The sequence below is a fragment of the Kitasatospora sp. NPDC057015 genome (assembly GCF_042673745.1).
Taxonomy (GTDB): domain Bacteria; phylum Actinomycetota; class Actinomycetes; order Streptomycetales; family Streptomycetaceae; genus Kitasatospora.
The window spans coordinates 94,889-117,956 of sequence record NZ_JBHUSG010000030.1 but is presented as its reverse complement, the minus strand read 5'-3'; the positions used below and the strand labels follow the sequence as shown (position 1 = coordinate 117,956).

The window sequence follows — 23,068 nt, the reverse complement described above, 5'->3', positions numbered from 1 at the left end:
GGGCCAGGTGTCGCCCACCACTGCCGGTGGTGGGCGACACCTGGCCGTCGTCGTCACCGGTCGTCGCCCCGGATACGCGGACCCGCCGTGTCCGGCGACCGCCCCGAGGGAGTGCCGGTCGGCGGTCGGCGGATACGGAAGGGGTCGGGCGGAGGGTCGGGCGGGTCGGGGCGCGGTGGTGGTCTGGTGCCGGACGAGAGGATCCGGGCGAGGCCCCTCGGCTTATCCACGCCCTACGGTTAGGCTAACCTAACAATGTGCTGCGGCCCCGGCCCGGCTCATCCTGCCCCGACTCACCCCGGAGGGCTCGTTGCCGCCTCCCACGCGTCGTCAGACCGTCCCTGCCAGCAGCGCCGGGTCCGGTCGCGGCCCCCTCCGCGCGGCGGTGGCGACATGACGGTGGACACCGAACTCCAGGGGCGCGTCGCGCTGGTCACCGGCGCGGCCCAGGGCATCGGCGCGGCCGTCGCCGCGCTGCTCGCCGCCCGCGGGGCCCGGGTGGTGGCCGCCGACCGCAACGCCCCCCATGCGGGCGTCACCCGGCTCGACGTCACCGATGCCGCCGCCGTCGAGGACCTCACGGAACGGATCGAACGGGAGACCGGGCCGCTCGACATCCTGGTGAACGTCGCGGGAATCCTGCGCCCGTCCCCCGTCCTGTCCATCACCGACGACGACTGGGCGCAGACCTTCGCGGTCAACACGACCGGCGTGATGCACACCAGCCGCGCGGTCGGCCGCCGGATGGCGGCCCGCGGGCGCGGAGCGATCCTCACCGTCGGCTCCAACGCGGCCGGGGTCCCGCGGACCGGCATGGCGGCCTACGCCGCCTCCAAGGCGGCCACCGCGATGTTCACCCGCTGCCTCGGCCTGGAGCTGGCCCGGGACGGAGTGCGCTGCAACCTGGTCTCACCGGGATCCACCCGTACCGAGATGCAGTGGTCCTGGGCCGGCGAGGACTTCGAGCAGCGCGCCGTCGACGGAGATCCGGCCACCTTCCGGGTCGGCGTCCCGCTCGGCCGGATCGCCGACCCGGAGGACGTGGCCGAGGCCGTCGCCTTCCTGGTCAGCGACCGCGCCCGGCACATCACCATGCACGACCTCTACGTCGACGGCGGCGCGACCCTCCGTGCCTGACGGCGGGCCGCACCGTACGTACTCCCGGACGCCCGGGCCCCGCATCGGGCCGCGGCGGCCGGGGCCGATCCGCCGAAGGCGCCCCACCGAACCTCCGAACGGAGCATCATGACCACGGCCTTCGAAGCCCGTGACGCGATAGTGCCGCTGTCCTCCGCCGGCGACCTGCTGGCCGGCTACCGGGCGGGACCGGACGCCGCCTTCTTCGCAGGACCGACCGGCACCCTGCTGGCCGAGGGCGTCCGGAGAGCGGTGCCCGACCCGGCCGACGTCCCCGAGGCGCTCCGCGAGGCCGCCGGGGAGCTCGCCGCGGACGGTCCGGTGCGCCCGCTGGTCGTCGGTGCCATCCCGTTCGCCGCCGACCGCACGGCCCGGCTGTTCGTGCCCGCCGCCGTCCGCTGGGCCCCGCCGCCGGCGGAGGAGCCGCTGCTGCTGCTCGCGCCGCCCGCCACCGGTGTGGTGGCGGCCGCCGCCCCCGCCTGGCAGCAGCAGCCGCTGCCCGCGCCGGTGCTCTACCGGGCCGCCGTGGCCGAGGCCGTCCGCCTGATGGGCCGGGACCCGGACCTGCGCAAGGTGGTGCTGGCCCGCACGCTCGACCTGACCTCGCCCGGCGGCGTCGACCTGCGCACCATGCTCTCCCGGCTGCTCCGGCGCGACCCGCACGGGTACACCTTCGCGGTGCCCGCGGGTGGCGAGGCCACCCTGGTCGGGGCCAGCCCCGAGCTCCTGGTCTCCCGCCGGGGCCGGGCCGTGGTCTCCAACCCGCTGGCCGGCTCGGCGGCCCGCAGCACCGACCCGGTCGAGGACGAGGCCCGCGGGGCCGCCCTGCTGGAGTCGGCCAAGGACCTCGCCGAGCACGCGTTCGTCGTCGACGCGGTACGCCGCTCGCTCGCCCCGTTCTGCTCGGAGCTCCTGGTGCCCGAGCGCCCCGAACTCATCCGCACCGCCGCGATGTGGCACCTCTCCACCACCGTCACCGGCACCCTGGCGGACCCGGCGGTCTCCGCCCTCGACCTGGCGCTCGCCCTCCACCCCACCCCGGCCGTCTGCGGTACGCCGACCCTCGCCGCCCGCGAACTCATCGGCGGCCTGGAGCCGTTCGACCGCGGCCTGTACACCGGCGTGGTCGGCTGGGGCGACGCCTCGGGCGACGGCGAGTGGGTGGTCACGCTGCGCTGCGCGGAGGTCGAGGGGGACCGGCTGCGGCTCTTCGCCGGGGCCGGCGTGGTCGCCGAGTCCCGGCCCGACGACGAACTCGCCGAGACCGCCGCGAAGTTCCGTACCTTCCTGGACGCGGTGGGCCTGGAGGAGGGCAAGTGACCGGGTGGCCGCAGGAGTTCGCCGACCGCTACCGGGCCGCCGGCCACTGGACGGGCGAGCCGCTGGACGCGATGGTCCGCCGGCACGCCGCCCGGCATCCCGACCGGACGGCCGTCACCGACGGCGACCGGAACTGGAGCTACGCCGAACTCGACCGCAGGGCGGACGCGCTGGCTGCCGGACTGGTCGCCCGCGGGATCCACCGCGGGGACCGGATCGTCCTCCAACTGCCCAACACCGTTGAGTTCTTCGAGGTGTTCTTCGGCGCCCTGCGGGCCGGCGTCGTCCCGGTCATGGCGCTGCCCGCGCACCGGCGCGCCGAACTCTCGTACTTCTGCGAGTTCACCGGCGCCCGGGCGCTGTTCGTCCCGGACCGGCACGCCGGCTTCGACCACCGCGCGCTGGCCGCCGAGGTGCTCGCCGCCGTACCCGGGCTGGGCGAGGTGGTCGTGACCGGCGACCCCGGGCCGTACACCCCCGTCGAGGCGCTGCGCGCCGCCGGGCGCGGCGCCGCCCTCCCCGCCCCGCCCGCCGCCTCCGACCTGGCCTTCCTCCAGCTCTCCGGCGGTTCCACCGGCCTGCCGAAGCTGATCCCGCGCACCCACGACGACTACCTCTACAGCGTCCGCGAGTCGGCCCGGATCTGCGAACTCGGGCCCGACACGGTGTACCTGTGCGCGCTGCCCGCCGCGCACAACTTCCCGCTCAGCTCGCCCGGCACGCTCGGCACCCTGTGGGCGGGCGGCCGGGTCGTGCTCGCCCCCGACCCCAGCCCGGGCACCGCGCTGCCGCTGATCGAGCGCGAGCGGGTGACGCTGACCGGCCTCGTCCCGCCGCTGGCACTGGCCTGGGCGGACGCCGCCCCCGCGATCGGCGCCGACCTCTCCAGCCTGCGGCTGCTGCAGGTCGGCGGCGCCAAGCTCAGCGAGGCGGCGGCCCGCCGGCTCGGCCCGGCCCTCGGCTGCCGCCTCCAGCAGGTGTTCGGCATGGCGGAGGGACTGGTCAACTACACCCGCCCGGAGGACCCGGAGCCGACCGTGCTCACCACCCAGGGCCGCCCGATCTCACCCGACGACGAGATCAGGATCGTCGACGACGAGGACCGCGAGGTGCCCGAGGGCGGCACCGGCCACCTGCTCACCCGCGGCCCGTACACCATCCGCGGCTACTGGAACGCACCCGAGCACAACGCCCGCGCCTTCACCCCGGAGGGCTTCTACCGGACCGGCGACGTGGTCCGCCGCACCCCGACCGGCCACCTGGTGGTGGAGGGCCGGGCCAAGGACCAGATCAACCGCGGCGGCGAGAAGGTCGCCGCGGAGGAGGTCGAGAACGTCCTGCTCACGCACCCCGCGGTGCACGACGCCGCGGTGGTGGCCACCCCGGACGACTACCTGGGCGAGCGGAGCTGCGCGTACGTCATCCTGCGGCCCGACGCCGAACGCCCGCGGCCGGTCGAGCTGAAGGCCTTCGTCCGGGCCGCGGGCCTGGCCGACTACAAGGTGCCCGACCGGGTCGAGTTCGTCACCGCCTTCCCGCAGACGGGCATCGGCAAGGTCAGCAAGAAGGACCTCCGCACGGCCTAGGACGGGCCCCGGCCCCGGCACGGTCACGCCCGGCGCGACCGTGCCGCCCGCCGGCCCGCCCCCATCATCCGCACCCGCCCTGCGCCTGGCCCCCAGGAGCAGCCCGGAGCCCCGAGAGACGAACCCATGGCACTTCCCCGCATCTCCCCCTACCCGCTGCCCGGCCCCGAGGCGATCCCCGCGCCGAAGGTGCCCTGGCAGGTCGACCCGGCCCGCGCTGTGCTGCTCGCGCACGACCTGCAGAACTACTTCCTGGCCGCGTTCACCCCGGACGCCCCGCCGCTGGCCCCCGCCCTGGACAACACCGCCCGGCTGCTGGCCTGGGCCCGCGGGCTCGACGTACCGGTGGTGTACTCGCACCAGCGGGGCGGCCAGAGCCCCCGCGAGCGCGGCCTCCAGCAGGACTTCTGGGGCCCCGGCCTGCCGGCCGACGAGCACGCGCAGGCCGTGCCGGACATCGTGGCCCCGGCCGACGGCGACATCATGCTGACCAAGTGGAAGTACAGCGCGTTCGTCCGCACCGACCTCGCCGAGCAGCTGGCGGCCGCCGGCCGCGACCAGCTGGTGATCGTCGGCGTCTACGCCCACATCGGCGTCCTGATGACCGCCTGCGACGCGTGGATGCGCGACATCCAGGCCTTCGTCGTGGCCGACGCCGTCGCCGACTTCGACGAGGAACGCCACCACCAGGCCCTGCGCTGGGCCGCCGAGAAGTGCGCCGTCGTGGTCGGCACCGATCAGCTGCTGGAGGGCAAGTGAGCACCGAGCCCGCCGCCGGGCGCCTGGTCGCCGAGGACGTCAGCCTGCGCTACGGCGAGCGGGCCATCGCCACCGACCTGTCGGTGGCCGTGCCGGACGGCTCCTTCACCGTGATCGTCGGGCCGAACGCCTGCGGCAAGTCGACGCTGCTGCGGGCCTTCGCCCGGCTGCTGAAGCCGGCCGCCGGCCGGGTGCTGCTGGACGGCGAGCGGATCAGCGCACTGCCCTCCAAGGAGCTCGCCCGCCGGCTCGGCCTGCTCCCGCAGAGCTCCAACGCGCCCGACGGCATCACCGTCGCGGACCTGGTCGCCCGCGGCCGCTACCCGCACCAGGGCCTGTTCCGGCAGTGGTCCGGGGAGGACGAGCGGGTGGTCGCCGAGTCGATGGCCGCCACGAACGTCGAGGAACTGGCGGACCGGTACGTCGACGAGCTGTCCGGCGGTCAGCGCCAGCGCGTCTGGCTGGCGATGGCGATCGCCCAGCAGACCTCGCTGCTGCTGCTGGACGAGCCCACCACCTTCCTCGACATCGCCCACCAGGTGGAGGTGCTCGACCTCTGCGCCCGTCTGCACCGGGAGCAGGGCCGCACGCTGGTGGCGGTGCTGCACGACCTCAACCAGGCCGCCCGCTACGCCACCCACCTGATCGCGATGCGCGACGGCGCGGTGGTGGCCGAGGGACCGCCGTCCGAGATCGTCACCGCCGACCTGGTCGAGCGGGTCTTCGACCTGCCCTGCCAGGTCATCGAGGACCCGCAGACCGGCACCCCGCTGGTGGTGCCGATGGCGCCCGGGCACGCGGGCGCCCGCCGGTGACGCAGGCCGTCCGGGAGGGGGTGCGGCGCGCCACCGAGGCCGACGCCGACACCCTCTTCCGGCTCTCCGAGCCGTTCGCGCGCAGCGGCGCGCTGCGCCGCCGCACGATCGCCGACTACCGGTCGGCGGTCGGCGCCTTCCTGGTGGCACCCGGGGTGCTCGGCCCGGACGGCTGCGTGGCGCTGCGCCCGCTGCCGGCCGAACCGGCGCACCCGGCGGCCGGAGTGCTCTACAACCTGTGCGTGCGGGCCGGCCGGCAGGGCGCCGGGCTGGGCCGCCGCCTGGTGGAGGGAGTGCTCGCCGAGGCCGCCGGGCAGGGCCTGCGGGAGGTGTTCACCGCGACCACCGGCGACGGCCGGCTGTTCGTCCGGTACGGGTTCCGGGAGGTCCCGCCCGCCCTCGCCCCGACCGGGTGGGCCGCGGCGCTCGACCCGGCGCGGGCCTCCACGGTGTACCGGCTGGCGCTGCCGGCGGCCTGAGACGGCCCCGCCCGGACTCGGCGCCCGCGCTCTCCCGCGCGGGCGCCGCTTGCCGTTCCGGCGCCGCCGGCCCGTCCGGGCCGCCTACGATCCGGCCCGCCCGCTGCGCCACTGACCGGCGATCAGCCACACCAGGTAGCCGCCTCCGACGATGCCGGTGAAGACGCCGACCGGGAGCTGGGTGGGGGCCAGCAGCCGCTGCGCCGCGATGTCGGAGGCGGCGAGCAGGACGGCGCCGAGCAGTGCCGAGCCGACCAGGTTCGGCCCGGTGGCGCGGGTGAGCCGCCGGACGGCCTGCGGCGCGACCAGGGCGACGAACGGGATCGGGCCGGCGGCGGCGGTGGCGGCCGCGGTCAGCGCGATGCCGACCAGCACCAGCCCGATCCGCACCGGCTCGGCGCGCACCCCCAGCGAGCAGGCCGCGTCGTCGCCCATCTCCAGCATCCGAAGCGGCCGGCCCAGCAGCAGCGCGGCGGGCAGCAGCAGGACGAGCGCCGCCGTCATCGGCACGACGTGCTCCCAGCCCCGGGCGTTGAGGCTCCCGGTGAGCCAGACGGCGGCGCTCTGCGCGTCGCTGAACGAGGCCCGGGCGATCAGGTAGGCGTTCACCGAGGAGAGCAGCGAGCTGACGCCGATGCCGACCAGCACCAGCCGGTAGCCCTGGGTGCCGCCGCGCCGGGAGAGCAGGTAGACCAGCGCGGCGGTGACGAGTCCGCCGACGACGGCGCCGCCGGCGACCGTCGCGGCGCTGCCGCCGATCAGCAGGATCACGGCCAGCGCGCCGCTCGCCGAGCCGACCGTGAAGCCGATCACGTCGGGGCTGCCCAGCGGGTTGCGTGCCAGGGTCTGGAAGAGCGCCCCGGCCAGTCCGAGCGCGGCGCCCACCAGCAGTGCGGTGAGCAGCCGGGGCATCCGCAGTTCCATCACGATGTAGTGCTCGGCCCGGCTGCCGCCGCCGGTCAGGACGTCGACCACGGTGGCGGCGGGCATCGGGAAGTCGCCGAGGGTCAGCGTCCAGACGGCCACGCCGAGCAGGACGGCCAGGACGAGGGCGCAGACCGCGGCGGCCCGCCGGTGCAGCCGCACGGAGAGGCCGCCGGGCAGCCGGACGGCGGCCAGCGGCACCGGTCGGCGGGGAGCCGGTTCGGGGGGCCGGGCGGACGCGCCCCGGGGGAGTTCGACGGCGGTGCGGCTGTTCACAGGTGGGCGATCCTCCGGCCTCGGACCAGGGCGATGAAGAGCGGTGCGCCGATCAGCGCGGTGACGACGCCGACCTGGAGTTCGGCCGGGTGCAGCGCGATCCGGCCGACGATGTCGGAGCCGAGCAGCAGGACGGGGGCGAGGACGGCCGACAGCAGCAGGATCCAGCGCTGGTCCGGCCCGCAGACGTACCGCGCCAGGTGCGGCACGGCGAGCCCGACGAAAGCGATCGGGCCGACCGCGGCGGTGGCCGCGCCGCAGAGCAGGGTGACGGCGACCATGGCCAGCGCCCGGGTGCGGGCCGGGCGGGCGCCGAGGGCGTGCCCCGCGTCGTCACCGAGGGCGAGGGCGTTGAGCGGCCGGGCCAGGGCGACGGCGAGCAGACCGCCGACGGCCAGGAACGGGAGCACCTGGCCGAGCACGGCGGCGTCCACCCCGGCCAGCGTGCCGACCTGCCAGTACCGGAACCGGTTCAGGGTGAGCGGGTCCAGCAGGATCAGGCCGTTGACCACCGCGGTCAGCACGGCGGTGACCGCCGTACCGGCGAGCGCCAGGCGGACGGGTGTCGCGGCGGACCGCCCGGCCGAGCCGAGGACGTGCACCACGAGCGCGGTGACGGCGGCTCCGGCGAGGGCGAACCAGACGTACGCGCCGAAGCTGCGCAGGTCGAGCAGCGCGGTGGCGCAGGCGACGGCCGCCGCCGCGCCGCCGTTGACGCCGAGCAGGCCGGGGTCGGCGAGCGGGTTGCGGGTCATGGCCTGCATCAGGGCGCCGGCCAGGCCGAGCGCCGCACCGACGGCGATGCCGAGCAGGGTCCGCGGGATGCGGGCGTGGTGCACCACGATCCAGTCGTCCGAGGTCGGTTCGCGGTGCAGCAGCACGTGCAGGACCTGGGCGGGCGGGATGTACCGCGAGCCGACGGCGATGCCGGCGACCGCGAGGACGCCGAGCAGGGCCAGGCCGCCGAGCAGCCAGGCGAGCTTGCGGCGGGTGCGGTACGCGCGGTTCGGCGGGCCGTCGGCCGCGCGGGGGGCCGGGTGGAGTGCGGTGGTACTCATGCGTGGTCGGTGTGCTCGTCCTCGTGGTGGTCGTGGTTGGCCACGCCCCGCTTCCAGTACCCGTCGACGTCCACCTGGTCCTTGGTCAGGCCGCGCTCGTTGCGCAGGTGGCGGCGGATCGGCCGGAGGGTGTTGGCCTCGCCGGCGATCCAGGCGAACCCGGTGCCCTCGGGCAGTTCGGCGGCGCGGACGGCGCGCTCCAGCAGGTCGGTGCTGCCGGGGGCGGCGTCGCCGCGGTGCAGCCAGGTGAGGGTGAGGTCGGTGGCGGTCTCGACGACCTGCTCGTCGGCGGGGCCGGGGACCTCGGCGAAGGCGATCACCCGGACGCCGGCGGGCAGCATCTCCAGCCAGCGGGCGAGGGCGGGCAGCGCGGTCTCCTCCGCGGCGAGCAGGTACCAGTCGTGGACGAAGGGGATCTCCTCCGAGCCGCGCGGGCCGAACACGCCCAGGCGCATCCCGGGTCGGGCCGCGGCGGCCCAACCGGAGCCGACGCCGGTGCCGTGCAGCACCATGTCGATGTCCAACTCCTGCACGTCGCGCCGGTAGTGGCGGATCGTGTAGTCACGGGTGATCGGCTCGACCGGGGCGTCCATCCAGGTGTCGTTCTCCACCACCGGCTCGACGGGGAGTTCGGCACCGGGCTCGGGGAAGCAGAGCTTGACGTGGTCGGTCGGCGCCTGCTCGCAGAACCCCTCCAGGGCCGGGCCGGCGAAGGTGACCCGGACGGTGCCCGGCGTCACCCGGTGGACCCGCCGGACCTCCAGGAGGCGGTACCTGAGGGGGTGGCGGACGATGCGCATGCGCGGTGGTGCGGTCTCGGTGGTCATCGTTCAGCCCTATCCGGTGAGGTGTGGCGCCGCCTGGACCAGTGCCCCCGGGCCGCGGGCCCGGTGACGGGCCGGCGGTGCGGGGGCACTCGTCGGACATTAGGTTAGCCTAACCTGCGATGGGCGTACCAGAGGGTGCCCGCCGCGCGGCCGCTCCGGACCCGGGCCGCTCCACGGCCCCGCCGTCGGCGTCGTCCGGAGCCGGCCACCCGTCGGCGTCGCCCGGAACCAGCCGCCCGCCGTCCAGCCGGACCACCCGCGGCAGCCGGGCGATGGTCGCCGGCCGGTGCGCGATGACCACCAGGGTGCAGTCCGCGCGCAGCTCGTCCAGTGCGTGCTCCAACCGGCCGGCGGTCACCGGGTCGATGTCCGCGGTGGCCTCGTCCAGCACCAGCACCGCCGGGTCGGCCAGCACCGCCCGCACCACGCCCAGGATCTGCCGCTCGCCCGCGGACAGCCGGCCCCCGCGCTGGCCCACCTCGGTGTCCAGCCCGTCCGGCAGGTCGGCGATCCACTCCCGCAGGCCCAGCTGATCGACCGTCCGCTCGATCGTGGCCCGGTCGGGTGCGCCCTGGACCAGCGCCAGGTTCTCCGCGACCGTGCCGGACACCAGCCGGACCTCCTGCGGCACCAGCACCACCCGGCGGCGGAGCTCCTCCTCCGGGATCCCCCGCAGGTCGGCCCCGGCGAAGCGCACCGACCCGGCGTCCGGCCGGTACAGCCCGCAGAGCAGTTTCGACAGGGTGGTCTTGCCCGAACCCGTCTCGCCGACCACGCCGGTCCGGCTGCCGGCGGGGAAGGCGAGGGTGACGGCGTGCAGCGCACTGCCCTCGGCTCGGTAGCCGAACTCGACTGCCTCGCAGCGCAGTTCGCCGCGGAGCGGAAGCCGCTCGGTCGCCGCCGCAGGCTCCTCCGGCGAGGTCGCCGCCAGCAGGTCGAGCAGCCGGGCCAGGCCCGTCCGCGCGGTCTGGGCCTCCCCGACGAGCTGCGAGAGGTCGGTGAAGGAGTCGAAGAGGTTGCGGCTGGCCACCACGAAGACCACCACGGTGGCCAGCGGCAGCCGCCCCTCGGTGACCAGCCAGCCGCCGACGACCAGCAGCACCACCAGGGCCAGCCCCTCGATCAGGCTGACCAGGTCGATCCGGTTCTCCACCCGCAGCGCCCGGGCCGCGGTGCGCACCGCGTGGGCGTTCTCCCGGTCGAAGCGCCTGGTCCAGCCGGCCAGCCCGCGGGCGGTCTGCAGCGCCTCACGGGCCGTCAGGGTCTCGGTGAAGGTGGCCGCGACGGCCGCCTCCGCGCCCGCCTTGCCGCCGAACGCGGCCGAGGCGTCGCGCTGGAACCAGCGCGTCACCAGCAGGGTCAGCGGCAGGAAGACGGCCAGCTGCACCAGCAGCAGCAGCCAGGAGTACCAGCCCAGCACCACCAGGGTGAAGACCAGGGTGGCCGTCGAGGCCACCAGGTTGCGCAGGTGCAGCCGGACGAAGGCGGCCAGTTCGGCGACCTCGCCGGTCGCCCGGCGCAGCAGTTCCCCGCTGCGGTGCGTCTCCAGGAACCGCAACGGCGCCGTGGCGAGGTGTTCGACGGCGCGCTCGCGCAGCCCGCGGACCACCTCCTCGCCGGCCCGGATCAGCATCAGCTCGCCGGCCCGGGCGAACAGCAGCTGGGCCGCGCCGAGGGCCGCCAGCAGCGCGACGGCCAGGCCCAGGCCCGCGCGGTCGCCGTCGCGGACGGCGGTCACCGCCAGCCCGATCAGCGGGGCGACGGCCACCAGCGCGGCCGAGTCGGCCAGGCCCACGGCGAGCGCGCCGGCCAGCCGGGTGCGGTGCGGGCGCAGGTACGGTGCGGCGCGGCGCAGGACCGCGCGCTCGTCGGCCTCGTCGTTCAGCAGCGGCTGCTCAGCCACGGCCCACCTCCACGGGGGTCGTCTGCGGGATGCCGGCGGCGTCGGCCTGGTCGGCCTGGTCGGTCCGGTCGGTCGGGGCCGGCTTTTCGGGCTGCTCCGGCCGCTCCGGCGGCGGTCCGAGCCGGACGACCCGGTCGGCGGCGGCGAGCACGGCGGTGCGGTGGGTGGCGAAGACCAGGGTCCGGTCCGCGGCCCAGGCCCGGAGCCGGTCCAGCACCAGCTGCTCGGTGGCGGTGTCCAGTGCGGAGGTGGCGTCGTCGAGCAGCAGCACCTTCGGGTCGCCGAGCAGTGCGCGGGCGATCGCCAGGCGCTGCACCTGACCGCCGGAGAGCGCGGTGCCGCCCTCGCCCAGCTCGGTGGCGTAGCCGTCCGGCATGGCGGCGAGCTGGTCGTGGATGCCCGCGGTGCGGCAGGCCTCGTACAGCGCGGCCTCGTCGAGGTCCCGGCCGAGCCGCAGGTTGTCGGCGACCGTGCCCGAGAGCAGGACCGGCCGCTGGGCGACGTACGCGATCCGGGCCCGGACCTCGTCCAGCGCGGCGGTGCGCAGGTCGGTACCGCCGTAGGCGACGGTGCCGGTGGCCGGGTCGTCGAGCCGGACGGGCAGCCGCAGGAGGGTGGACTTGCCGGAGCCGGTGGCGCCGCTGACGGCGACGAACTCGCCGTGCGCGACGGTCAGGTCGAGCGGCGCCAGCACGGTGCGGCCGTCCCGGACGGCGCTGACGCCCGCCAGGGTGAGCGCGCCGGTGGCGGGCAGCGGCCGGGCGGTGCCGGCGGCCGGCTCGGCGACCTCGGGCAGCAGGGACAGCGCCTCGTCGATGCGCGCGGCGGCCACGTCGGCCTGGCCGCGCTCCAGCATCCGGTCGACCAGGACCCGGGTGGCCAGGGTGATGATCGCCATCCAGGAGGTGAAGGCGACCAGGCCGCCGATGCCGAGCCGGCCGTCCAGGACGGCGAGTCCGCCGATCCCGACGCCCGCCGCCACCGCGAGCCGCGGAACGAACGGGGCGATCGCCGCCCAACTCGCCTCGATCCGGGCGGCGTCGACGGTACGGGCGGTGACCTCGGCGCTCGCGGTGTGGTGCCGGTCGACCAGCGGGCGGTGCCCGCCGGTGCCGCGCAGCCCGGTGCCGACCTGGAGCAGGTCGGCCACGGCGTCGGCGCGGACGCCGTGCGCGCGGGACAGCTCGCCGCTGGCCGCCGCGAACCGCTTGGGGAAGTGGAGGTTGACCCAGACCAGGAACGGCAGGGTGCCGAGCGCCACCAGCAGCAGGCTGAGGTCGAGCGCGGCGAGGGCCGGCAGCACCACGACGAAGGTGGTGCCGAGCACCACCCAGATCGCCAGGCCGTGGACCCACTCGCGCACCAGGTCGGTGTCGCGGGTGGCCCGCATGGCGAGGTCGCCGTGGCCGCGCGAGCCGAGTGCCGCCCGGTCGAGCAGCGCGAGGTGGCGCAGCAGCCGGGACCGCAGGTCGGCGCCCACCTTGGCATCCGCGTACCCGGCGCAGTACTGCCAGGCGTACAGGCCGGCGAACTGCACCAGCGCGGCGCCCGCGGTGGCCGCGCACCAGGCCAGCAGCGCCTGCCGGTCGTGCTTCTGAAGGCCCTCGTCGAGGGCCTTCTCGACGCACCAGGGCACGGCGAGCAGTGCCACCTGGCGGACGGCGGCGGCGATCATGGCCGCGGCCACGAGGGCCCGGTGCGGGCGCAGCGAGCCGCGCAGCAGGGCCCGGGCCCGGCGGCGGCGCTCGGGGGAGAGCGCTCCGGGGTCGAGGTCCTCGTCCGCGAGACGCTCGGCGGTCATGCCGTCGTCCGGTGCGCCGGGTGGATCCGTCTGATGGGTGCTCACGCTTCGGTCCGTCTGTTCGTTGCGGTCGGGGCGTCGGACCGGGTGGGTCCGGCGGCCTCGGGGGCCGGGGCCGGGGGCGGTGCGGTGGCGCCGCCCCCGGGGGTCGGTCAGGTGGTGGTGGCCGCGGTGCGGGCGATGAGGGAGGCGGGGCGCATGTCCGTCCAGTGGGTGTCCACGTAGTCGGTGCAGGCCTGACGGCTGTCCTCGCCGTGGACGACGGTCCAGCCGGCCGGTACCTCGGCGAAGGCGGGCCACAGCGAGTGCTGGTTCTCGGCGTTCACCAGCACGAAGTAGCGGGCGTCGTCGTCCTCGAACGGGTTGGTGGTGCTCATGTCGTCGTCCTTCTCGGTGGTCGGTCGGTTCGATGGGGATTCGATGGGGAGGGGTCGGTGGAGGCCCGGGGCGGGGCCGGGGCCGGTGCTAGTCGGAGCAGCTCGGTGCCCGGTCCGCGCCGTCCAGGCCGAGGGCGCTGTCGACCAGGTTCTCCACGAGGAACCCGGTGAGGGCCGCCACCGTGGGCCGGGCCAGCAGGTCGGCCAGGCACAGCTCGCCGTGGAACTCGGCGCGCACCCGCTGCAGCAGGGCCATCGCCAGCAGCGAGTGCCCGCCGAGCTCGAAGAAGTTCTCGTCGATCCCCAGCTCCGGCAGCCCGAGCACGTCCGCGAAGGCGGCGTGCACGGTCCGCTCGGTGGCGAACCGCGGTTGCCGGCGCGGCCCGGCGGCCGTGAAGTCCGCCGCGGTGGGGGCGGGGAGTGCCTTGCGGTCGAGTTTGCCGTTGACGGTGAGTGGGAGGGTGTCGAGGACGACGAAGGCGGTGGGGACCATGTATTCGGGGAGTCGGCCGGCGAGGTCGTTGCGGATGGCGGGGATGTCGATGGTGTGGTCGGTGGGGACGAGGTAGGCGGTGAGGCGTTTGATGCCGGGGGTGTCTTCGCGGACGAGGACGGTGGCGTGGGTGATGTGGGGGTGGGTGGTGAGGGTGTCTTCGATTTCGCCGGGTTCGATGCGGTAGCCGCGGATTTTGATTTGGTCGTCGGCGCGGCCGAGGAAGTCGAGGAGGCCGTCGGTGCGCCAGCGGACGATGTCGCCGGTGCGGTACATGCGGTCGCCGGGGTTGCCGTGGGGGTCGGCGAGGAAGCGTTCGGCGGTGAGGGCGGGGCGGTCGAGGTAGCCGCGGGCGAGGCCGATGCCGTTGATGTAGAGCTCGCCGGGGACGCCGATGGGGACGGGTCGGAGGTGGTGGTCGAGGACGTGGGCGATGGTGTTCCAGATGGGGCGTCCGACGGTGGCGGTGGGGGAGTCGAGGGTGCCGCCGCCGAGGGTGTTGATGGTGTATTCGGTGGGGCCGTAGAGGTTGTAGCCCGTGGTGCCGGGGGTGTCGCGCAGGGTGGTCCAGAGGGTTTCGGCGACGGCTTCGCCGCCGAGCAGGACGAGGACGGGGCGGTGCCGGTCCTCGTCCAGCAGGCCCTGCTCGACCAGTGCCTGTGCGTAGGACGGGGTGACGTTGATGACGTCGATCCGGTGCTCGGCGCAGTACGCGGACAGCGCCTCCGCGTCGCGGCGCAGTGCCTCGTCGAGGACGTGCACTTCGTGGCCTTCGACGAGCCAGAGGAGTTCCTCCCATGACATGTCGAAGGAGAAGCTGACGGTGTGGGCGATGCGCAGGCGTCGGCCGTCGGCGGCGGCGACGACCGGGTCGAAGATGGCTTCGCGGTGGTTGAGCTGCATGTTCGTCAGGCCGTGGTAGGGGGTGACGACGCCCTTGGGGCGGCCGGTGGAGCCCGAGGTGAAGATCACGTACGCCGGCGCGTCCGGCCGGTAGGGCACGGTGTACGGCGTGCCGGGCAGGGACGCCAGCTCCTGCTGCACGGCGGGCGCGTCGAGCAGCAACAGGCCGGGGTGCTCGGGCATCCGACCGAGGGCGGTGGCGTCGGTGACGAGGCAGACGGGGTTGGCGTCCTCGACCATGAAGGCGAGGCGTTCGCGGGGGTAGTCGAGTTCGAGGGGGAGGTAGGCGGCTCCTGCGCGCAGGACGGCGAAGAGGGCGGCGACCATGTCGAGGGAGCGGGGCAGGCCGAGGGCGACGACCTTCTCGGGGCCGGCGCCGTGGGCGGTGAGGAGTCGGGCGAGCTTGTTGACGCGGGCGTCGAGTTGGGCGTAGGTCCAGGTGTCGGTGCCGAAGACGAGGGCGGTCTCGTCGGGCACGAGGGCGGCGCGTTCGGCGAGCAGGTCGGCGACGGAGGCGTCCGGGAGCTCGCGGGCGGTGTCCGCCCACTCGCCGAGGATCAGCCCGCGCTCCCGCTCCGTCAGCACGTCCAGGGCGCCGATCCGGCGGGCCGGGTCGGCGGCGACCTGCGCCAGCACGGTGAGCAGCCGCTCCACGAGCGCCTCCGCGGTCGACCGGTCGTACAGGTCGGCGGCGTACTCGAAGGCGATGTCGATCTCCTCCGCGGAGGAGGTCTCCTCGAAGTTGAAGTCCAGCTCGAACTTGGCGGCGCCCAGCTCGAACGGCAGGATCCGGCTCTCCAGGCCGAGCAGCCGGCCGGCCGCCCCGTCGTTGTGCTGGTAGCCGAGCATCACCTGGAACAGCGGGTGGCGGCCGGGCACGCGCGGCGGGTTGACCGCCTCCACGAGCCGGTCGAACGGCAGGTCCTGGTGGGCGAAGGCGGCCAGGTCGGTGTCCCGGGTGCGGGTGAGCAGCTCGGCGAAGGTCGGGTCGCCGGCGAGGTCGTTGCGCAGCACCAGGGTGTTGACGAAGAAGCCGACCAGCCCGTCCAGCGCGGTGTCCGAGCGGCCCGCGACCGGCGCGCCGAGCGGGATGTCGGTGCCGGCGCCGAGGCGGTGCAGCAGGGTCGCCACCGCGGCCTGCAGCACCATGAAGGTGGTGGTGCCGGTGGCCCGGGCGGCGTCCCGCAGCCCGCGGTACACCTCCGGGCCGACCCGGGCGTGCACGGTGTCGCCGCGGTACCCGGCGGCCGGGGTGCGCGGGTGGTCGGTCGGCAGGGCCAGCTCCTCCGGCAGCCCGGCCAGGGCCTGCCTCCAGTAGGAGATCTGACGGTTCTGCAGGCTCTGCGGGTCGTCGCCGGTGCCCAGCAGGTCCTCCTGCCAGAGGGTGTAGTCGGCGTACTGCACGGGCAGCGGTGCCCGGGCGGGTGTCGGTCCGGCCGTGTGCGCGCCGTAGGCGGCGGTCAGGTCGTCGATGAAGGGCAGCATCGACCACTCGTCGCCCGCGATGTGGTGGAAGAGCAGCACGAGGGCGTGGTCGGCCGGGCCGAGCTCCAGCACGGTGACCCGCAGCGGGCGCTCCACGGCGAGGTCGAAGCCGTACCGGACGGCGGCCTGCACGTCCGCGGCGAGCCGCTCCTCGGCGGACGCCACCACGTGCACGGTGCCGTCGGCGTCCAGCACCTGCTGGAACACGCGGCCGCCCTGCTCGGTGAAGACGGTGCGCAGGCTCTCGTGCCGCTCGGAGACGGTGCGGACGGCGGCGCGCAGCGCGTCCAGGTCGAGCGGGCCGGAGACCCGCACCACCAGCGGCACGTTGTACGCGGCGCCCGAGTCGTCGAGGTTTTGCAGGAACCACATGCGGCGCTGGGCGTGCGACAGGGGCAGCTCGGCCAGCCGCTCGCGGCGGGTGAGCGCCGGGCGCGGGTCGCCGCCGGCGGCGGCGCGGTGGGCGAGTCCGGCCGGGGTCGGCGCCTCGAAGAGGTCGCGGACGGCGAGCTGCACGCCCAGTGCCGAGCGCACCCGGCCGACCAGGCGGGTGGCGAGCAGTGAGTGCCCGCCGAGGTCGAAGAAGTGCTGCTCGGGGCCGACCTCGGCCAGGCCGAGGACCTCGGCGAAGAGACCGCAGAGGATCTCCTCGCGGGCGTCCCGCGGGGCCCGGCCGGTGCCGGTTCCGGTGTTGTCGGGGGCGGGGAGTGCCTTGCGGTCGAGTTTGCCGTTGACGGTGAGTGGGAGGGTGTCGAGGACGACGAAGGCGGTGGGGACCATGTATTCGGGGAGTCGGCCGGCGAGGTCGTTGCGGATGGCGGGGATGTCGATGGTGTGGTCGGTGGGGACGAGGTAGGCGGTGAGGCGTTTGATGCCGGGGGTGTCTTCGCGGACGAGGACGGTGGCGTGGGTGATGTGGGGGTGGGTGGTGAGGGTGTCTTCGATTTCGCCGGGTTCGATGCGGTAGCCGCGGATTTTGATTTGGTCGTCGGCGCGGCCGAGGAAGTCGAGGAGGCCGTCGGTGCGCCAGCGGACGATGTCGCCGGTGCGGTACATGCGGTCGCCTGGGTTGCCGTGGGGGTCGGCGAGGAAGCGTTCGGCGGTGAGGGCGGGGCGGTCGAGGTAGCCGCGGGCGAGGCCGATGCCGTTGATGTAGAGCTCGCCGGGGACGCCGATGGGGACGGGTCGGAGGTGGTGGTCGAGGACGTGGGCGATGGTGTTCCAGATGGGGCGTCCGACGGTGGCGGTGGGGCTGTCGAGGGTGCCGCCGCCGAGGGTGTTGATGGTGTATTCGGTGGGGCCGTAGAGGTTGTAGCCCGTGGTGCCGGGGGTGTCGCGCAGGGTGGTCCAGAGGGTTTCGGCGACGGCTTCGCCGCCGAGCAGGACGAGGACGGGGCGGTGCCGGTCCTCGTCCAGCAGGCCGCACTCCACGAGGGCCTGGCCGTAGGAGGGCGTCACGTTGATGACGTCGACGGCGTGCGCGGCGCAGTAGTCCGCGAGGCCCTGGGCGTCGCGGCGCAGTGCCTCGTCCAGGACGTGCACTTCGTGGCCTTCGACGAGCCAGAGGAGTTCCTCCCATGACATGTCGAAGGAGAAGCTGACGGTGTGGGCGATGCGCAGGCGTCGGCCGTCGGCGGCGGCGACGACCGGGTCGAAGATGGCTTCGCGGTGGTTGAGCTGCATGTTCGTCAGGCCGTGGTAGGGGGTGACGACGCCCTTGGGGCGGCCGGTGGAGCCCGAGGTGAAGATCACGTACGCCGGCGCGTCCGGGGTGTACGGCACCGCGAAGCGGTCGCCCGGCAGTTCGGCGAGCTCGGCCCGGACCTCGGGGGAGTCCAGCAGCAGGACGTGCGCCGCCTCCGGCATCAGCGCCGCCGCCGTCGAGTCGGTGACGAGGCAGACGGGGTTGGCGTCCTCGACCATGAAGGCGAGGCGTTCGCGGGGGTAGTCGAGTTCGAGGGGCAGGTAGGCGGCTCCTGCGCGCAGGACGGCGAAGAGGGCGGCGACCATGTCGAGGGAGCGGGGCAGGCCGAGGGCGACGACCTTCTCGGGGCCGGCGCCGTGGGCGGTGAGGAGCCGGGCGAGCTTGTTGACGCGGGCGTCGAGTTGGGCGTAGGTCCAGGTGTCGGTGCCGAAGACGAGGGCGGTCTCGTCGGGCACGAGGGCGGCGCGTTCGGCGAGCAGGTCGGCGACCGAGGCGTCCGGGAGCTCGCGGGCGGTGTCCGCCCACTCGCCGAGGATCAGCCCGCGCTCCCGCTCCGTCAGCACGTCGACCTCGCGCACCAGCAGGCCGCCCGGCGCCGTGATCTGCTCCAGCAGGGAGACCAGCCGCTCGGCGTGCTGCTCGACGGTGTCGCGGTCGAAGACGTCGGGGCGGTACTTCCACTCGAAGCCCAGGGTGTCGCCCGGGTTGGTGATGAAGATCAGCGGGAAGTGCGTGGCGTCGACGTCGGTGACCTGCTGCACGCCGAGCGCGGTGCGGATCCGGTCGCGGAGCTCGTCGTCGGCGGGCGTGTTGCGCAGCACCTGCAGGGTGTCGAAGAGCCGGTTGAAGCCGGTGCCGCGCTGGATCTCGCCCAGGCTCACCTGGTGGTGCGGCAGCAGCTCGGCCTGCTCGGCCTGGAGCCGGGTCAGGAAGGCGGTGACGCTCTCGGCGGAGTCCAGCCGGGCCCGGACGGGCACGGTGTTGAGGAACATGCCGATCGTCCGCTCGATGCCGGGCAGCTCGGCCGGGCGGCCGGAGACGGTCGCGCCGAACACCACGTCCTGGCGGGCCGTCAGCCCGGCCAGCAGCAGCGCCCAGGCGCCGGACAGCACGGTGTTGAGGGTCAGGGCGTGGTCACGGGCGTACGCGGCGACGCGCTCGGAGAGCCCGGCGGGCGCGGCGAGCACGACCTCCTCGGGGAGCACGGCGGCCCGCTCGCGGGCCTGCGGGGCGATGAGCGTCGGCTCGTCGAGGCCGTCCAGCGAGCGCTGCCAGGCGGCCCGGCCCTGCGCGGTGTCCTGGGCGGCGAGCCAGCCGAGGAAGTCGCGGTACGGCAGCCCGGCGGGGGCTTCCGCGGCGCCGTCGTGGCAGAGCGTCAGCAGCTCCTCCAGGAACAGGCCGGAGGACCAGCCGTCCCACAGCAGCGCGTGGTTGGTGATCAGGATGTGCTGGCGGCCGTCCGGCGCGAGCACCGAGACCAGGCGCAGCAGCGGCGGGGCGGTGAGGTCGAAGCGGGTGAACGCCTCGGCCTCCTTGATCCGGTGCAGCTCGGCGGCGAAGGCGGCCTCGTCGAGCGCGCCGAGGTCGGTCTCGGTGAGGGGTACGTCCACGGCGCGCGGCACGAACTGCACCGGGCGCTCCAGGCCGTCCTGGAGGAAGCCGACGCGCAGGTTGGCGTGCCGCTCCAGCACGGTGGCGACGGCGGCGCGCAGGACGTCCGCCGGCACCCGGGTGGTGAGGGTGACGACGTCGCGGGAGGTGTAGACGTCCAGCGCCCGGTCGTCGTAGCCGGCCTCGAAGAGCAGGCCCTCCTGGAGCGGCGACACCGGCCAGACGTCCTCGACGTCCAGCTTCGGCACGGCCGACCGCACCGTGGCCAGCAGCTCCTCGGACGGCGCCGGCAGGGCCGGGAGCGCGGGGTCGCGGTCGGCGGCCTCGCGCCGGTCGGCGAGGGCGGCCAGGGCCGCGGGCGTGCGCTGCTCGAAGACGTCGCGCGGGCTGAGCGACAGCCCCTCGGCGCGGGCGGCACCGACCAGGCGGACGGAGGAGATGGAGTCGCCGCCGAGGCGGAAGAAGTCGTCCTCGGCACCGACCCCGGGCAGGCCCAGCACCTCGGCGAGCAGCTCGCAGAGCAGTTCCTCGGTCTCGGTGCCGGCGGCGCGGCCGGTGCCGAGACCGGTGAAGTCGAGGGCGTCCTCGGGCAGGGCTGCCCGGTCGAGCTTGCCGTTGACGGTCAGCGGCAGTTCGGCGAGCACGCCGAACGCGGACGGCACCATGTACTCGGGCAGCCGGGCGGCCAGCGCCTCGCCGAGCGCGTCGGCGGAGAGCTCCGCGCCCGGGGCGGGCACGACGTAGGCGACCAGGCGGTCCACCGCGGCGCCGCGCACCAGCACCGCGCTCCGGGCGACGCCCGGCAGGGCGGTGAGGGCGGCCTCGATCTCGCCCAGCTCGATCCGGTAGCCGCGGATCTTGACCTGGTCGTCCACCCGGCCGAGGAAGTCGATCGTGCCGTCGGCCCGGCGGCGCACCAGGTCCCCGGTGCGGTACATCGACTCGCCGGTCGCGAACGGGTCGGCGACGAAGCGGCCGGCGGTCAGGCCGGGGCGCCCGAGGTAGCCGCGGGCCAGCTGGGCGCCCGCGAGGTACAGCTCGCCGGGGGAGCCCGCCGGGACGGGCCGCAGCAGGGCGTCCAGCACGTACGCGCGGGTGCCGCGCAGCGGGCGGCCGACGCTCGGCTCCGCCGAGTCCGCCAGGTCGGCGACCAGGGCGTCGACGGTGAACTCGGTCGGCCCGTAGTAGTTGACGCAGGTCACCCCGGGCTCGGCGCGCAGCCGCGCCCACAGCGGCGCGGGCAGCGCCTCGCCGCCCAGCAGCAGCACGGGCGGCCGGTGCGCGCCCGCGAGCAGGCCCGAGTCGAGGAGCTGCTGCGCGTACGACGGGGTGACGTCCAGGGTGTCGACGCGGTGCGCGCGGACGTAGCCGACGACGGCCTCCGCGTCGCGGCGGTCCCGCTCGCCGAGGACGTGCAGTTCGTGGCCGCCGATCAGCCAGATCAGCTGCTCCCACGAGGAGTCGAAGGAGAACGAGGCGGTGTGCAGGGCCCGCAGTCGCTCGCGGCCGGTGGCGCGCAGCGCGTCCGCGAAGACCGTCTCCAGATGGTCGTGGACCAGGTTGGCGAGGCCGGTGTGCGGGATCACCACGCCCTTGGGGCGGCCGGTGGAGCCGGAGGTGTGGATGACGTACGCGGCGCCCGCCGGGTCGACCGGGCCGCCGCGCTCGGTGTCGGTGAGCGGTCCGCCGGGCAGCGCGGCGAGGGCGGCCGCGGTGGCCGGGTCGTCCAGCAGCAGGGTGACGGCGCCGGGCACCTCGGGCAGCCGGTCGGCGACCTCCCGGGTGGTCAGCACCACGGCCGGGCGGGCGTCGTCGAGGACGAGGGCGAGCCGCTCGTCGGGGTGGTCGAGGTCGAGCGGCAGGTAGGCGCCGCCGGCCTTGAGCACGGCGAGCACCGCGGTGACGGTGGTGGTGGAGCGGGGCAGGGCAAGGGCGGCGATCCGGTCGGGGCCGAGGCCCCGGCAGAGCAGCAGCCGGGCGAGCCGGTCCGCGCGCTCGTCGAGTTCGGCGTAGCCGAGCTCCTCGACGCCGTCGCCGGCGAGCAGCGGGCCGACCAGGGCGCGGGCCCGCGGGGTCCGGGCGGCCTGCGCGGCGAAGCGGTCGGCGGCGGTGCCGGCCGGCACGTCGTGCGGGTCGCCGGCGGCGGCCCGGGCGAGGGCCGCGCGTTCGTCGGCGGGCAGCAGGTCGAGGCGGGCGAGCGGGGTGTCGGGGTCGGCGGCGAAGGCGGCCAGCAGGGCGAGGTACCGGGCGGTGATCCGCTCCGCCTCGGCGGCCTCGAACAGGTCGGTGCGGTAGCCGAGTTCCAGCCGCAGGTCGGCGCCGGGCAGCACCGACATGGTGAGCGGGTAGTGGGTGGCGTCGCGGGCGCCGAGCCCGGTCACGGCCAGGCCCTCGACGGAGCCCAGGGCCTCGGCGAGCGCGTCGCCGCCGCCCTGGTAGTTCTCCACCACGAGCAGGGTGTCGAAGAGCGCGCCGTCGACCTCGGCGACCCGCTGGACGGCGCCCAGGCCCAGGTGCTGGTGGGCCAGCAGCTCGGCCTGCCGGGTCTGCGTCTCGGCGGCGCTCTGCGCGAGGGTCGCACCGGCGCGGAGCCGGATTCGAACCGGCACGGTGTTGATGAACAGGCCGACCATCGACTCGGCGCCGGGCAGGTCGTCCGGGCGGCCGGAGACGGTGGTGCCGCTGACCACGTCCGTGGTGCCGGTGAGCGAGCCGACCAGCACGCCCCACAGGGTGTGCGCGACGTTGCCCAGGGTCAGGCCGCGACCGCGGGCCGCGGCGGCCAGCGCGGCGGACAGCTCCGGTCCGGCGGTCAGCTCGACCGTGCCGGGCTCCTCGGCGGCGCCGGCCGCCGCGCCCGGCGCCACCGGGTGCGCGGCGCCGAACCCGGCCAGCTCGGTCCGCCAGGCCGTCTCGGCGGCGGCGGTGTCCCGGCCGGCGAGCAGCGCCAGGTGGTCCTTGTACGGGCGGACGGCGGGCAGCACGGAGGCGTCGCCCGCGGATCCGTACAGGGCCAGCAGCTCGCGGACCAGGATCGGCATCGACCAGCCGTCCAGCAGCAGGTGGTGGCAGGTGATGACGAGCCGGGACCGGCCGGTGGCCAGGCGCAGCAGGGTGAGGCGCAGCAGTGGCGGGGCGCCGAGGTCGAAGCGGTGGTGCCAGTCCTCGTCCATGGTCGCCCGGACGGCCTCGTCGGGCGCGTCGGCGCCGCTGAGGTCGAGCTCGCGCAGCGGGGTCGCCACGGTGCGCTGGACGAACTGGACGATCGCCTCCGGGTCCTCGTACCAGAAGCCGGCCCGCAGGTTGGCGTGCCGCAGCAGCAGCGCGTCCACCGCGGCGGCGAGCCGCGCGGTGTCGACGGCGCCCGCGAGGTCGAGGTGGGACTGCACGACGTAGACGTCCCGGGCCTCGTCGTCGTAGAGGGCGTGGAAGAGCAGGCCCTCCTGGAGGGAGGAGAGCGGGTAGACGTCCTCCAGCCGGGACTCGGCCTGCGGCTGGTCGGCCTGCGGCCGGCGGGTCGGGTCGGTCGGGTCGGTGGGGTGCGTCACGGTGTTCTCGGTCCCGGGTGTGGTCGGACGGGTGGGCTGGTGCGCGGTTCGCCGCGCGGAC

General features: G+C 75.4%; 13 protein-coding genes. 6 read left to right on the top strand and 7 right to left on the bottom strand.

Annotation, left to right across the window (positions count from 1 at the left end; translation table 11 throughout):
• The first annotated feature begins 393 nt into the window (after nucleotides 1-393).
• The 6 genes from dhbA to ACFTWP_RS25410 all read left to right on the top strand — a co-directional run bounded on the left by dhbA (nucleotide 394) and on the right by ACFTWP_RS25410 (nucleotide 6,096).
• Nucleotides 394-1,137 carry a 2,3-dihydro-2,3-dihydroxybenzoate dehydrogenase gene (gene dhbA / locus ACFTWP_RS25435; protein WP_380267082.1) on the top strand — a complete coding sequence of 248 codons (744 nt, stop codon included), beginning with the start codon at nucleotides 394-396 and terminating at the stop codon, nucleotides 1,135-1,137.
• A gap of 108 nt (nucleotides 1,138-1,245) precedes the next feature.
• Entirely contained in the window at nucleotides 1,246-2,457 is a 1,212-nt protein-coding gene (locus tag ACFTWP_RS25430) for an isochorismate synthase (protein ID WP_380267081.1), read from the top strand.
• Complete coding sequence (locus ACFTWP_RS25425) at nucleotides 2,454-4,043, top strand: (2,3-dihydroxybenzoyl)adenylate synthase (RefSeq protein WP_380267079.1); 1,590 nt, start codon at nucleotides 2,454-2,456, stop codon at nucleotides 4,041-4,043. The genes ACFTWP_RS25430 and ACFTWP_RS25425 overlap by 4 nt, the downstream gene beginning before the upstream one ends.
• Before the next feature lie 126 nt (nucleotides 4,044-4,169).
• The gene (locus ACFTWP_RS25420; RefSeq protein ID WP_380267078.1) at nucleotides 4,170-4,802 is read left to right on the top strand and encodes an isochorismatase family protein; all 633 of its coding nucleotides are present in this window, start codon (nucleotides 4,170-4,172) and stop codon (nucleotides 4,800-4,802) included.
• Nucleotides 4,799-5,617 (top strand): ABC transporter ATP-binding protein, encoded by an 819-nt coding sequence (locus tag ACFTWP_RS25415; protein ID WP_380267077.1) that lies wholly within the window; start codon nucleotides 4,799-4,801, stop codon nucleotides 5,615-5,617. Before ACFTWP_RS25420 ends, ACFTWP_RS25415 begins: the two co-directional genes overlap by 4 nt.
• Nucleotides 5,614-6,096, top strand: coding sequence for a GNAT family N-acetyltransferase (locus ACFTWP_RS25410; protein WP_380267076.1), 483 nt, complete (start codon nucleotides 5,614-5,616; stop codon nucleotides 6,094-6,096). The genes ACFTWP_RS25415 and ACFTWP_RS25410 overlap by 4 nt, the downstream gene beginning before the upstream one ends.
• A gap of 84 nt (nucleotides 6,097-6,180) precedes the next feature.
• Here the strand turns inward: ACFTWP_RS25410 and ACFTWP_RS25405 are convergent, their stop codons facing one another.
• From ACFTWP_RS25405 to ACFTWP_RS25375, 7 genes are all read right to left on the bottom strand, one after another.
• Nucleotides 6,181-7,296, bottom strand: a complete 1,116-nt coding sequence (locus ACFTWP_RS25405) for a FecCD family ABC transporter permease (protein ID WP_380267075.1) — start codon at nucleotides 7,294-7,296, stop codon at nucleotides 6,181-6,183.
• Nucleotides 7,293-8,354 carry a FecCD family ABC transporter permease gene (locus ACFTWP_RS25400; RefSeq protein ID WP_380267074.1) on the bottom strand — a complete coding sequence of 354 codons (1,062 nt, stop codon included), beginning with the start codon at nucleotides 8,352-8,354 and terminating at the stop codon, nucleotides 7,293-7,295. Before ACFTWP_RS25400 ends, ACFTWP_RS25405 begins: the two co-directional genes overlap by 4 nt.
• The gene (locus ACFTWP_RS25395; protein ID WP_380267073.1) at nucleotides 8,351-9,181 is read right to left on the bottom strand and encodes a siderophore-interacting protein; all 831 of its coding nucleotides are present in this window, start codon (nucleotides 9,179-9,181) and stop codon (nucleotides 8,351-8,353) included. The genes ACFTWP_RS25400 and ACFTWP_RS25395 overlap by 4 nt, the downstream gene beginning before the upstream one ends.
• A 109-nt stretch (nucleotides 9,182-9,290) precedes the next feature.
• The gene (locus tag ACFTWP_RS25390; protein ID WP_380267072.1) at nucleotides 9,291-11,084 is read right to left on the bottom strand and encodes an ABC transporter ATP-binding protein; all 1,794 of its coding nucleotides are present in this window, start codon (nucleotides 11,082-11,084) and stop codon (nucleotides 9,291-9,293) included.
• Nucleotides 11,077-12,930 (bottom strand): ABC transporter ATP-binding protein, encoded by a 1,854-nt coding sequence (locus ACFTWP_RS25385; protein WP_380267070.1) that lies wholly within the window; start codon nucleotides 12,928-12,930, stop codon nucleotides 11,077-11,079. The genes ACFTWP_RS25390 and ACFTWP_RS25385 overlap by 8 nt, the downstream gene beginning before the upstream one ends.
• 107 nt (nucleotides 12,931-13,037) lie before the next feature.
• Nucleotides 13,038-13,262: an MbtH family protein gene (locus ACFTWP_RS25380; protein WP_380262620.1), complete on the bottom strand. Its 225-nt coding sequence runs from the start codon at nucleotides 13,260-13,262 to the stop codon at nucleotides 13,038-13,040.
• A gap of 88 nt (nucleotides 13,263-13,350) precedes the next feature.
• Nucleotides 13,351-23,007, bottom strand: coding sequence for an amino acid adenylation domain-containing protein (locus ACFTWP_RS25375; protein ID WP_380267069.1), 9,657 nt, complete (start codon nucleotides 23,005-23,007; stop codon nucleotides 13,351-13,353).
• Nucleotides 23,008-23,068 lie beyond the last annotated feature (61 nt).